Below are 11656 nucleotides of genomic sequence, written 5' to 3'. Positions count from 1 at the left end.
GCCGGGTCGCGCACACCGTACTCGTCCAGAAGGCGCTGCACCTCTGTGGGCTTGAGCGATGCGAGTCCGGTCTCCATGCGGCTGATGGTGGATGGGGAGGCACCGATGCAGCGAGCAGCCTGACTGGTTCCGATCCGGGCGTGGTCGCGGCATCGCCTGAGGTGTCCCGCAAGCGCTTTGCGGTGAGCAGCCGCGCCCCACTCGGGGCGGTGCGGAAATCCAAGAATGGAAGGCGCCTGTGGTCCGGCTGCCATACCGGTACTCCTATCGAATGTCCGGGGAGCCCGAGTATGGCAGCCGACCATCACGCGTGTCAGGAAGTGGCCATAAATGCACCCTCCGTCACAGGAGGGTGAAGTCGAACTCCCCGTCGTTGACGCCCGCGAAGAAGGCCGCGATCTCCTCCTTCGTGTACACGAGGGCCGGTCCGCTGGGGAACCGGGAGTTACGCACGGCCACACCTCCGCCAGGCAGGGGCGCGAGTTCCACGCAGTTCCCGTTGCCCCCGCTGTGGCGGCTCCTGTGCCATACAACGCCCTCGATCATGTCTGCACCGACGCCGTTTTCCACCCGCTGCATTCCTATCGCGCCTTCCCGAGTCCTGCCCGGTCGGCTCTGCCGGAAAGGCGGCTCGTAGTCGACCGTGTGTACGAATTCTATCGCTCTGCAATTGCAGAACGACACTTGCAGGAACGACGAACAGCCCGGAATAGTGACGGTCAAGACGGCACGCCAGGCTCGAGACGGCCCACAAGTTCCGGGGGACGGACGATGACGCCAGCTCACAACCACGACTTCCAGCCACTTTCCACGCCCGAGACTGCCAGCACCCCGGAGCATCACCTCTTCCGCGGAGCACCACCTGCTTTCACACCCAACCTCGCCGTGCGCACAGGCCTGGGAAGCACTCCGTTTGCCGCGAGACGGATCCCGACCACAACCAAATGCTGTTACGTGGCACGCCAGTTCACCCGCTGGACGCTGCAGCGCTGGGAACTGAGCAGCATCTGTGACGACACGGTGCAGGTCGCTTCCGAACTCGTCGCGAACGCCGTCCGCCATGGTCAGACACGCGCCTCGTCACCCAGCAGCCCGCAGGCAGCCGTATGGCTCGCTCTCGCCCTGCGCCCGCGCACCTTGTTGTGTGTCGTCCGCGACCCCAGCCGGCTTCATCCTTCCCTCAGCTGCCCCCCGCCCCTGGCCGAACAGCACCGTGGACTGCCCATCGTCGACGCGTTGAGCACGACGTGGGGCTGGACCGACGACCGTCAGACCGACGGGAAGTCCGTATGGGCTCGACTCTCACTCCCGCAAGCCTGAAAACACCGCATGCACGCATCGATCAGTTACTGTCCTCGATCCTCGCCTGTAGCTCGACCGCATCTCAGGTCGAGGAAGAGCTCCGGACGCCGCAGCAGTGGCCGTTCGGGGTCCCGGCGGACGTCCGTCCCGCAGTGCGAGGTGGTCGAAGGCGAAACGCTTGGTGGAGCGGAAGTCGGCCAGGCGCGGCCGGGGCTCACCGCCCTCGCAACGCCGGCCGGATGAAGACACCCGGGCGGCGTCCAGCCAGGCGACCACCCATGATCATGGTCATCGTGCTTCCGGCTGCAGGGCCGCGCGTCACGCCGGGAATGCGCAATCATCTTCGCCCGCAGCGGCTCCAGCTTGCCGCGCACCGAGGCATCCAGACCCAACCGTTCGCCGACCGCCCTGACCTGCACCGGGCCGTCGGCCTCCCGCACGATCGCCAGGATCTTGCGGTAGTCGCCGGGCAGCGCGCCCTCATCGGCCGCGTCTCTGCGGTGCGGGATGAGCAGGACTACCCGCCCGGCCATCTTCGCCGACACCGGAGCGACAGCCCCGGCGTCGGCCTGGACCTGCTCGGCTACGCGGTTCAACAACTTCTACGCGATTGCCAGTTCGTCCCGCTCGACCTGGACTGCCTGAAGCTGCTTGGCCACCACACCCTCTCAGCCGCCATACCGGTACATGTACCCCTCCGGTGTGCGCGACGCGCGGTGGGGGTCGATGGTGCCAGCTCTTGCGCGGTTCCGGGCGACGGCGCGCTATGGCTGCTGTGGGGGGACAGGACGGGCGTCCAGCGCGCTGCGCAGGCGTTCCGCGATGAGCTGGTACCGCTGAACGAGGTGGGGATCCTGGAGTTGGGCGGGATCGGGCAGCTCCCGGTGGGAGGCGGGCCAGCGTTCGCAGGTTGTCCAGCCGCGGGGGCGCAGTCCTACGCGGCTCATGTCCTGGTCGATGCCCGCCAGGTAGTCCGCGTCGACGGGCAGTTTCCAGTGCGACTGCCAGATCACCCTGTCCAGTGTGATGGGCAAGTGCGGGGATCCGAAAAGGAAGCTCAGGCAACGCTCGCGTAGAACTGCGGCGCTCTGTTCGGGGGTCAGCGGAACGCCCTTCTCTTCGCCCCCGGTGCCGGGGAGCACAACCCGGCAGTCGGCGTCCGGGAAGACGTCCACTTCCCCGAGAACGGCATACGCCGTCGCGTTCTCACGGTTTGGGGCGGACCAGCCGATCTTCGGAAGGAGGATGATCACGTCAGAAACGCCTGCGCGTCGGCGATCGCCGTCTGGAGCAGGCTTCGATCCGTCCGGGAAAGGCCGCGGTGGCTTTTCCTTGGAAGGGTGTCGGAGCTCCCACATGCAGGTGTGTCGCATCAGGACGCCGACGCCGGCGAGCGAAGTCCACAGGGTGCCGGTCGTCGGCTCCGGCGGGGCGGCCGGCTCCGTCTGCCTGCGACGGCCACGGCTGCTGCTGCGGTCAAAGATCCCGTTCGTGGACCACCGCCAGTAGTCCTTGGCTTCCTCAAGATAGGAAAGCGGTCTGAAATCCCGCTGCGCCGGGGCCTGGTGGGCGGGCGGAAGGCCGGTGCTCCGTGCGTGTGCCCGACGCTTGAAGGGAGCGGGGAACCTGGTCCCCCGCTCCCTTGCGGCTGTGGCGCTCGCGGACTACGCCGGCTGTTCGGCGTTCTCGACCGGCGTGGACGCCGGCTCCTCGCCGCCCCAGCCCTTGCGCACCGCCGCGATCACCAGCGCGCCGAAAAAGCAGGCGATCGCCGCTGTCAGGTAGGCGGTGTGGTACCCGGCGAGCCGGCCGGCTGCGTCCCCGCCGTTCGCCGTGGCTGTGGCTATCACGACCAAGCCTGCCACACCGACGCTGGAGCCGATCTGCTGAGCGGTCACGTTCACCGCACCGGCCACCCCGTGCTGCCGCTGGTCCACGCCGCTCAGCGAGGAGATGGTCATGGCCGGGAAGGCGAGGCCCTGGCCGATGCCGTTGAGGACCAGGCCGGGAAGCAGATGGGCCCAGTAGTTGCCGTCGACCGGCGTCCACACCCACAGGCCAATACCGGCGCCGATGAAGACCAGCCCGATGATCAGCAGGGCGCGCGGCCCGATCTTGGCCAGCAGCTTGCCGGCGAAGAAGTTGGCGGCCACGAACACGCTCGCCGAGGCCGGCACCACCGCGAGGCCGGACATGAACGGCGAGTAACCGAGCATGCTCTGCATGTACAGCGGCGCGAAGAACAGCAGACCGAGCGCGGCGGTGTAGTACAGCACCGCGGTCAGCGCGCCGGCCCGCACCGGGACGCCACGGAAGATCTCCATCGGCAGGAGCGGTTCCGCGGTGCGCTTCTCCCACGCCATGAAGCCGATCAGGAGCACCAGCGCGGCGATCAGCGAGACCAGCACGCCCGGGTCGGTCCAGCCGGCGTCCCCGCCGCGGCTGACCCCGAACACCACCAGCAGCAGGCCGGCCGTGACCAGCACCGCGCCGGGCAGGTCGAGTTTGTGCGCGTGCCGCACGCTGGGCGGCAGGCTGGCTCGCACCCCGGACAGCACGACCACACCGATCAGGACGGAGAACACCAGCACCGACCGCCAGGTGAAGAACTCGGTCAGCACGCCGCCGAGCAACACACCGCCGCTGAAGCTGGCCGCGCCCACCGCCCCGTACACGCTCATCGCCCGGTTGCGTTCCGGGCCTTCCGGGAACACCTCGGTCAGCAGGGCCAGCGCGGCGGGACCGGACAGCGCGGCGCCGATCCCCTGCACGGCGCGGGCGACGATCAAGACGCCCACGCTGGGCGCCAGCGCGCCGCCGAGCGCGCCCACGGTGAACAGCGCGATGCCGGAGGCGAAGACCAGCCGCCGGCCGAGCACGTCCGCGGCCCGGCCGCCGAAGAGCAGGAATCCGGCGAACGCCACGGCGTAGGAGGTCATCACCCACTGGAGGGTGGCGTTGCCGAGATCGAAGTGTTTACCGATGCCGGGGAGCGCCGCGTTGAGCACACCCAGTCCGCTGACGTCCAGCCCGAGCGCCCCTGCAAGCATGGCGAGAGAAAGCCAGCGGCGGCCCTCCGGAATGGGCGAACCGCTCTCGTCCGCGGTTGTGGCCGCGGCTTCCTGCGTTGTCATCGTGACTCCAATCTCATGGTGCGCGGCACTGAGTGATGCGCTCGGAAGCAGGAACCCTTATGTTAGGGAGCGTTCCCTAACGTAATTGGCTGGCTTAGAGTAGAGCCATCGACGCAACCTGGCAAGGGGGCAAAATGCGCCGCAGCGCAGCGCAGACCAAGGAGCATGTGCTCCAAGTCGCGCACGAGTTGTTCTTCTGGCACGGTGTCCGCGCGATCGGCGTGGATCGGGTAGCCGCCGAGGCCGGCATCGCGGCGACCACGCTGTACCGGCTGTTCCCGTCCAAGGACGACCTCATCGCCGCATATGTCGAACGAGCCGACCGGGACTACCGGGAATGGTTCGCGTCGGTGACCGCGGCGGACGGCCGGTCCCCGCGTGAGCGCATCCGGGCCCTGTTCGCGGCACTGCACGAGCAGTTGCCGGAGGAGGGCTGCCGGGGGTGCGCCTTCGTGATGACGCTGACCGAGTTTCCCGATCCCGGCCTGCCCGCGCACCGGCAGGCGGTCACCGCCAAGACCTGGCTACGCGACCAGCTCCGCGCGCTCACCGAGAAGCTGGCCGAAGTCGAGCCGGTGGCCGACCCGGCCATGCTGGCCGACCAGCTACTGGTCATCCTGGACGGCGCGACCACCACTTCGCAGCCGTTCGGCCGGGAGGGACCGGCCCGGCAGGCGGTGGCTCTCGCCGAACTGGCGCTGTCCGCGAGCATGAACACGATGCAGGCACCACCGGCAGGCACCTCCCCGACGGCACTGCCCATCAGATGAGCCGGCCATCGGTTGGCCCTGCGGGGCCTTGCTCTTCCCGGTGGACGCGGACCGGTCGGAGGAACCAAGCGAGGCCCCTTGCTCGGCGATGAGGCCCGGTGGCGCGCCGCGGAGGTTCCGCCGGCGATGGCCGGGCCGCACAGCCCGGCGCTCCGGTGTCCGCTGGCCGGCCGCAGTCGGCCGGCGGACACGTCCCGAACCGGTGCGCCGCCGCCGTACGGTCGGCGGTGCGCCGGGCGTGGGGCGGAATCGGGTCAGGCGGGCACCGAGCCGCTCCGCACGTGAACCGAGGTGATCGGAGGTCCGGTCCGCCCATCGCCACCAGCACGTTCGCTTCCGGCAGGCATGGCCGACGCGGTCGGCGGGGCCGCCAAAGAGGCGATGGCGGTACCCCGTCGGGCACCGCCATAGCGCACTCCGGGCGACACGGAACCTCCGCGGGCACGAGCCGTGGTGGCCCGCACCCTGGCACCGCCTCCCCGGTCCGGCTGAGCAGACGGCTCATCCCGCACCGGACGTCCCATGACCGCGCCGAAGCCCTCCCGGTCAGCGAGCGAGACCGGCATGCCGCTGCAGAAACGCGCTCACCTCGGCCGGGTCCTCCAGCGGCAGCGGGTAGACCAGCAGCCGGTCCACCCCGAGTTCCGCGTAGCGCCGCGCGCTGTCGGCGTCCACCTCGACCGGGTTGATCTGCATGAAGTTGATCTCCAAACGGCCTAGGTGCGCCGGCCGGGACACCTCTACCGCGGCTTTGCGCAGGCCTTCGAGGTGGGTGACCAGGTCCTCCGGAGAGCTGCCGTTACCGATCCAGCCGTGCCCCTTGAGGACCGCCCGCCGGTACGCGGCCGGGCTGTGCCCGCCGATCATGATCCGCGGGCCGTCGGGCCGCACCGGGCGCGGATGCGCGTCCACACGTTCGAAGTTCGCGTACCGGCCGTGGAACTCCGGTTCCGACTCGGTCCACAACTGCCGCATCGCGTCCAGGTACTCGTCGGTGCGGCCGCCGCGCTCGGAGAGCCGCACACCCACCGCGGCCATTTCCGGCTCGAGGTAACCAGGAGCGACACCGAGGAGCAGCCGGCCCTCGGAGAGCACGTCCAGGCTGGCGACCTGCTTGGCCAGCACCACCGGATTGCGTTGCGGCAGGATGAGGATCCCGGTGCCCAGCTCCATACGCTCGGTTAGGGCGGCCACGTAGGAAAGATGCACCAGAGGATCGAGGATCGGATCGGTGGGTGCCATCGGCGAGTCCGGCACCCGTGGGCTGGGCAGCACCACGTGGTCCCCCACCCACCAAGAGCGGTAACCCCACTCCTCCGCCTGGCGGGCCAGCCGTGCCGTGTCGGCCGGTCCCAGCGTCGCCTTGGCACTCAGGCCGTACACACCCAGTTCCACGAACCCCTACCTCCGTCGATCCGTACTCGGCGGCACCGTCTGGCGGACCGACCGCAGGTCCGTGTCGCCGGCCCGCTGTCAGGTCACTTGGATGACCGCCGTGTTGCACCTCGGCACGTCCGAGTGGCCGTACTTATCACCGACTTGAACCATGCCGTCCTCACCGATGATGTCAGCCGGCTCGGGAACCACCGCGACGCCTTCCCAGCCCCGCTCGCGTGCGTCCCGGCTCCGCCGGGCCCGTCCAACGGGCGGTGAGCGGCGGAGGTGGTCACGTTCGGCCGGACGCCGGGCTGTCCTCCGGCCAGCCCCGACGGTCAGAGCGGCGGGCGCCGGACATCGCGATCCCTTCCGCCAAGTGGGTGACCGGCTCGATCCTGCCCGAAGCAGGCCTGGCTGTCCAAGAACCTCGGCGATAACCAATGGTTATGAATGCTCAGCTCCAGCCCCTGCCACACGACTTGCCGCGGCGCGCGAACGCACCCGCACCCGGGCCGCGGAACGGCCGTCCGGCCTGGGTGCGGCGGGCCGTGTCGACGACCTCGGCCTGGCAGGCGCTGCCACCCGGCGCCCGGGCGGTCCTCCCGCCGCGGGAGACGAGTGCGGCACCGGCCGTAGGGGCAGGTGCCGGTTTGACAGAGGGACACGGGACGACACAGGCCGCTGGACGTGAACCCTCCGAGCCCGAGGCGGCCAGGCGACGTTAGCCTCCGGGTGCGGTGTGGGCCGGCCGCTGCTGAGCGCGCCGGTCCGGCGGCCGGGCGACCACTGATGCGCGATCCGCGACTTCGTCGACGCGCTCGCCTCGAGGTGATCGGCCGGCCACCGAGCGGTCACACTGCTGGGCTGTCCGCGACGCCCTCCGGTTCGGCGAGCGGCGCGGGCAGCACCGGCTCGGCCGCCGCAGGCCGGGCGGCCCGGCGCGGCCGGCTCCAGCGCACGACCATAGGCCGTTCCACGCAGGTGTACAGCAGTGCGCCGGCGGCCAGGGTGGCCAGGAACAGACCGATCGTCACCAGCGTGCCCAGTACCGGGCCGTAGAAGTGGTCCGCGCCCAGCAGCCAGCGCCCGTAGAACACGACCACTCCCTGGCACAGATAGAAACCGAAGGAGATCTCGCCCAGCCATTGCCACTGCCGGCTGCACAGCCAGGTGGAAGTGCCCTTCACGTCGGCCGCCGCGGCGGCGCAGATCAACGCGCCGATCGGAACGATGGTGGCCACGTTAAACCGGAACACGAACGGCACCATCAGGCTGAGCCCGTAACCGAGCGCCATCAGCACGCCGGCCTGGGTCAGGCTGATCGGCAGCCACCGGCCGGACGCCACGATCCTGGCCAGCACCGCGCCGAGGACGAACTCGAACAACCGGGTCGGCGGCAGGAAGTAACCGAACCAGAACTGCAACAGCGACACCGGCGAACCACCGAAACTCGGCTGGTCCGGCAGCGCGAACCGGGTGATGAGCTGCGTGACCACCAGCCCGGCCACCAGGATGCCGGCCCACAGCCACAAGCGGTCGTCCGCTATTCGGCGGATCGGCCGGATGAGGAGCGGAAACAGTAAGTAGAACAACAGTTCACAGCACAGCGTCCAGGACGGCACATTGACGCTGAGTAGGATTTCCTGGACTGGGAAGAAGCCGTGGATCAGGACCAGGTTGGGCAGCCAGGACGTGATCGGAGTGAGCGCGCCGGCGAACAGGATCATCGCCACGGCCCACATGACAATGTGGTTGGGGAAGATCTTCACGATTCGCCGGCGCCAGAACGCGGCCGGCCGCTCTCCCGGACGGTACGACCAGGCCAGCACGAATCCACTCAGCACGAAGAAGAAGGACACTCCGATAAAGCCGGTCGTGCTGAACACCTGCGACAGCCGATGGGCGATCGAGAGGCTGGCGAACGGATTGACGGCAGCGTGCGGCGGAATTGGCGAGTCGCCCAGTGTGACGTGGTAGAAGAACACCAGCAGAGCTGCAATGAACCGCAACCCTGTCAACGATGGAAGTCTGGTCCGTCTATTGGCGGACGAGCCTGCGACGGCAGGCCTTAATGCGTTCATAGTGCAAATTCCCCCTTAGGGCCAAGAAATCCATCGTCCACTGCCCTCCGTGAACGACCACAGTGAACCTTTCGACCTGCGGACTGTCGAATAACTTTTACCATAACCGTTGGTTATGAGGGGTGTAACCGGCGGATAGCCAGGCTTCAGGGACGGAACGGAGAAAATAGCGGAGTAATTGATTCCTTGCCAGGAGCACGGAAGGTGTACCTCCGGTGGCCCTCCGTGTCCCATCCGGATGACGCCCCGAGGCCGCCTCCCGGCCGAGGCGGGCACGGGCGGCGTGGCACCCGACGACGGGCCTGCCTCGCGGGCGGGCGGGGGGACTTAACGAATTGTCGCCGATTGCACCGTGACCACTGGGGAGGTGACCGACGGCCAGTTAGCATCAAAATACCGACCGAGAAGGAAGTAAGTGCGTTAATGATAATTCAACGCAAGGATGACCTGCCGGCGGTGCGCATCGACGGCGAGGTAGCGGCCCGCATCTTCGAGGGCAGCCGTCATGGCGACCTCAATTCGTCGGCATTCATCGTTGATGCCGCACCGGGACAAGGACCACGGCGCCACGTGCATCCCTATGACGAGATTTTCGTGCTCGTACGCGGCACCGTGCTGCTGGAAGCGGACGGAGAACTGCACGAACTCACTCCGGAGGAGATTTGCGTGGTACCGGCCGGTATCGCGCATACCTTCACGGTAACCGGCTCCGACCGCGCCCAGCTCGTCAACATCCACGCGGCCGGACACGTCGTAACAGAATGGGCGGGCGAGCAGCCGACCGGAACTTCCTACGAATACGGGCACCAGCATTAGCCGACTGACGAGCAAGGAGTAGACCCACATGGAACTGGACTTGACGGGCAAGGTTGCAGTGGTCACCGGCGCCGGCCGGGGTATCGGCCTGGCCATCAGCAAGGCGCTCGCTGCCGAGGGTGTGAAGGTGGTGGGCGCCGGCCGCACGATCAGCCCGGCGCTGAAGGAGATCACCCCGTACACCTTCACCGTGGACCTGTCCGAGCGGGACGGCTCCGCGCGGCTGGTCGACTATGCGCTCGGCGAGCTGGGCGGCATCGACATCCTGGTGAACAACGTCGGCGCGCCGGACACCCGGACCACCGGTTTCCTGGCCATCGACGACGAGGGCTGGCTGAAGTCCTTCGACACCAACCTGTTCATCGCGGTGCGTACCAGCCGGGCCGCGCTGCCCAGCCTGATCGAACGGCGCGGGTCCATCGTGAACATCGGCAGCACCAACGGGCGACTGCCGCTGCCGGTGGTTATCGACTACTCGGCGGCCAAGGCCGCGCTGCTCAGCTTCAGCAAGAGCCTGGCCGAAGAGTACGGACCGGCCGGGGTACGGGTGAACACCGTGTCGGCCGGCCCGGTGATGACCGACGCATGGACGGCGGACGGTGGCATCGCCGACTCGCTGGCTGGCCAGGCCGGCGTGACCAAGGACGAGATCCTGGCGCAGGTGCCCAGCATGCTCGGCCTGTCCACCGGCGCGCCCACCACGGCCGAGGAGATCGCCGCCGTGGTGACCCTGGTCGCCTCGCGCAAGGCGCCGAACATCAACGGCTCGGAATTCATCATCGACGGCGGCCTGCTCAAGACCGCCTGAAAAGGATGCGGCGTGCCGGATCCTATCGGCACAACCGCGCGCTGACGAGCGGCATTTCCCCGCGGCCTCCCCGGGCCGCGGCCACCCGCCGGCCGCCGGCGGCGCCACGGCTCCACGCACCGCGGCAGTGACGAGGCGGCGGTCGCCACCACGGCACTGAGCGGCGGGCGGGCCTCGCGGTCTGCGGCGCGTTCCGACGCGTCGGGGCGATGCCCGTCCGCCGGCCTGGCCGCCGGGCCGGCCGCTGGACACCCTGGTGAACGACGCCGACTGCTTCCGGGCTTCGGCGTCGTCGTGTGACGTCCGGTCGGTGAACCTCCCGAGCCCCATTGGCGCGATGAGAGAGGATACACATGGCTATTCCGGCTACCACGGTCCCGAACGTGAGAGAACGGCCGACTTCCCGATGGCGACGGGAATACTGGGTCCTGCTGATGGCTATTTACTGCATCGGCTTCGCCGTGTACGGCTCTTACGTGTACATGACGTTGAACCCGGACAAGTCCCGTGCGGGCCTGCGCCCCGACCTGATGTGGTTGCAGTACCCGATCCTTCTGATTCACATATTCTGCGGCGCGGTGGCCGAGTTGCTGGCCTGGGCACAGGTCTGGCCGTGGCTCCGGGAAACCCATCCGAAGGTGCACCGGCGGCTGGGGTGGATCTATTTCCTCGCCGGAGTCTTCCCGTCGGGCATCGCTGCGTTCGGCGTCGCCGTGCTGACCAGGCAGGGCCAGGGTGTACGGGCCGTGCTGTTCACCGAGGCGGTCCTGTGGATGATCATATCGGTTAGCGGTCTGCGCTCCGCGATGCGCAAGGAATACGAAGTGCATCGCAGATGGATGCTGCGCAGTGTGGCCCTGACCACCGCCACCATCGACACCCGGATCATCTATCCGCTGTTCATCGCGGTCACCAACTGGCTGCTACCGGACACCTATGGCGGCCAGACCCGACTGGTGCAGAACGAGGCGTCCGCCACCGCGCTGTGGCTCCCGATCGTGTTGCACCTGCTCTTCGTCGAGTGGTACCTGCTGCGGCCGCGGCGGCGGCGCCGCCCGGCCCGGGCTTCCTGACCCGCGACAACAGGACTCGCCGATCAGCAAGGTGCCGGTCGGGCAGCGGGGTTTGGCCGCGCTGCCCGACCCGTGCGGATGTGCGCAGACGTATGACGTACGCGGCCGTTGCCTGCTGACGCGGCGTAAGAGGCGGGCGGGCGCGGGTCATCGACGGCGGTCGCGTTCCGCGCACTCCGGGAAGCACGATGCCACGCGGGCCCGGAACGGCCTGCGGCACCACCCTCTGCCGGGTTCGCCACGGCCGCGGCGAGGCCGGCGAGCAGGCCCGCCAGGCGACACCGGCTCCACCACA

Annotated in this window: 11 protein-coding genes; 5 read left to right on the top strand and 6 right to left on the bottom strand. The window is 68.6% G+C overall.

All coding sequences use genetic code 11. The features are described 5' to 3' along the window. On the bottom strand, window positions 1-254 hold a 254-nt coding region (locus tag ACZ3ZD_RS32215; protein WP_467405215.1), incomplete at its 3' end, for a helix-turn-helix domain-containing protein. Window positions 255-342: 88 nt separating this feature from the next. After that, window positions 343-579 (bottom strand): DUF397 domain-containing protein, encoded by a 237-nt coding sequence (locus ACZ3ZD_RS32210; protein WP_467405213.1) that lies wholly within the window; start codon window positions 577-579, stop codon window positions 343-345. Between the two features lie 192 nt (window positions 580-771). On the opposite strand from ACZ3ZD_RS32210, the gene ACZ3ZD_RS32205 reads away from it, so the two are divergent. After that, window positions 772-1320 (top strand): ATP-binding protein, encoded by a 549-nt coding sequence (locus ACZ3ZD_RS32205; protein ID WP_467405210.1) that lies wholly within the window; start codon window positions 772-774, stop codon window positions 1318-1320. 746 nt (window positions 1321-2066) lie between these two features. On the opposite strand, the gene ACZ3ZD_RS32200 is transcribed toward ACZ3ZD_RS32205, so the two are convergent. Continuing rightward, window positions 2067-2315, bottom strand: coding sequence for a hypothetical protein (locus ACZ3ZD_RS32200; RefSeq protein WP_467405208.1), 249 nt, complete (start codon window positions 2313-2315; stop codon window positions 2067-2069). A 651-nt stretch (window positions 2316-2966) separates the two neighbouring features. Next, window positions 2967-4436, bottom strand: coding sequence for an MFS transporter (locus ACZ3ZD_RS32195; protein WP_467405205.1), 1470 nt, complete (start codon window positions 4434-4436; stop codon window positions 2967-2969). A 134-nt stretch (window positions 4437-4570) separates the two neighbouring features. Here ACZ3ZD_RS32195 and ACZ3ZD_RS32190 point away from each other — a divergent pair, with 134 nt between their 5' ends. Further along, window positions 4571-5206: a TetR/AcrR family transcriptional regulator gene (locus ACZ3ZD_RS32190; protein WP_467405203.1), complete on the top strand. Its 636-nt coding sequence runs from the start codon at window positions 4571-4573 to the stop codon at window positions 5204-5206. A gap of 546 nt (window positions 5207-5752) precedes the next feature. Here the strand turns inward: ACZ3ZD_RS32190 and ACZ3ZD_RS32185 are convergent. After that, the gene (locus ACZ3ZD_RS32185) at window positions 5753-6601 is read right to left on the bottom strand and encodes an LLM class F420-dependent oxidoreductase (protein ID WP_467405199.1); all 849 of its coding nucleotides are present in this window, start codon (window positions 6599-6601) and stop codon (window positions 5753-5755) included. Between the two features lie 833 nt (window positions 6602-7434). After that, on the bottom strand, window positions 7435-8601 hold the full coding sequence (locus ACZ3ZD_RS32180) for an acyltransferase family protein (RefSeq protein ID WP_467405195.1): 1167 nt from the start codon (window positions 8599-8601) through the stop codon (window positions 7435-7437). 486 nt (window positions 8602-9087) lie between these two features. Here ACZ3ZD_RS32180 and ACZ3ZD_RS32175 point away from each other — a divergent pair, with 486 nt between their 5' ends. From ACZ3ZD_RS32175 to ACZ3ZD_RS32165, 3 genes are all read left to right on the top strand, one after another. After that, a complete protein-coding gene (locus ACZ3ZD_RS32175) occupies window positions 9088-9480 on the top strand; it encodes a cupin domain-containing protein (RefSeq protein WP_467405193.1) in 393 nt (130 codons plus the stop codon). A gap of 28 nt (window positions 9481-9508) precedes the next feature. After that, a complete protein-coding gene (locus ACZ3ZD_RS32170; RefSeq protein WP_467405190.1) occupies window positions 9509-10288 on the top strand; it encodes an SDR family NAD(P)-dependent oxidoreductase in 780 nt (259 codons plus the stop codon). A 353-nt stretch (window positions 10289-10641) separates the two neighbouring features. Then, window positions 10642-11361 carry a DUF2306 domain-containing protein gene (locus ACZ3ZD_RS32165; RefSeq protein ID WP_467405187.1) on the top strand — a complete coding sequence of 240 codons (720 nt, stop codon included), beginning with the start codon at window positions 10642-10644 and terminating at the stop codon, window positions 11359-11361. Window positions 11362-11656 lie beyond the last annotated feature (295 nt).

This window comes from Streptomyces sp. NPDC023481 (assembly GCF_055560195.1).
This window is presented reverse-complemented; position numbering and strand designations above follow the sequence as displayed.